The organism is Phaeodactylibacter luteus, assembly GCF_007993045.1.
In the GTDB taxonomy this organism is placed as follows: domain Bacteria; phylum Bacteroidota; class Bacteroidia; order Chitinophagales; family Saprospiraceae; genus Phaeodactylibacter; species Phaeodactylibacter luteus.
In genome coordinates this window covers 1-379 of sequence record NZ_VOOR01000226.1, presented here as the reverse complement: position 1 = coordinate 379, position 379 = coordinate 1, and the positions used below count along the sequence as shown (strand labels likewise).

Annotated in this window: 1 protein-coding gene; it reads right to left on the bottom strand. The window is 54.9% G+C overall.

Features of this window, described 5'->3' with window-relative positions; genetic code table 11:
* On the bottom strand, positions 1 to 379 hold a 379-nt coding region (locus FRY97_RS22720; protein ID WP_170254896.1), incomplete at both ends, for a hypothetical protein.

The window sequence follows — 379 nt, the reverse complement described above, 5'->3', positions numbered from 1 at the left end:
GGTAGTAGCCTGGGCGGGTCTCTGGCGTGAAGGAAAGCGACCTGTAGTAGTCATCTGATTCTCCACAAAGATTAACACCTGGCACGTTGTTAGACGGTGTCTCGTCATTGTCCTCATCGTAGTAGATTGTACCGTCAGGGCGGGCCAGCAGCCATACGCACTCACCCGGTGTGTTGTCACAGTCTTCGCTGCGGCCAACTACCAGTGGATCGCCTTCTCCGTCGTACTCGCACCAGTTGATCACCTTCCAGGTACGGAAGATCTTGTAGCACTCGTCTCCGCTAGCTGAGAAGATCTCGTCGTCGCTTGTCACGGCCAGCAGGTCGCAAGCTAGTTCATTATAAGATACGGTGTCTGGCTCAGACTCCAGCCCACATGC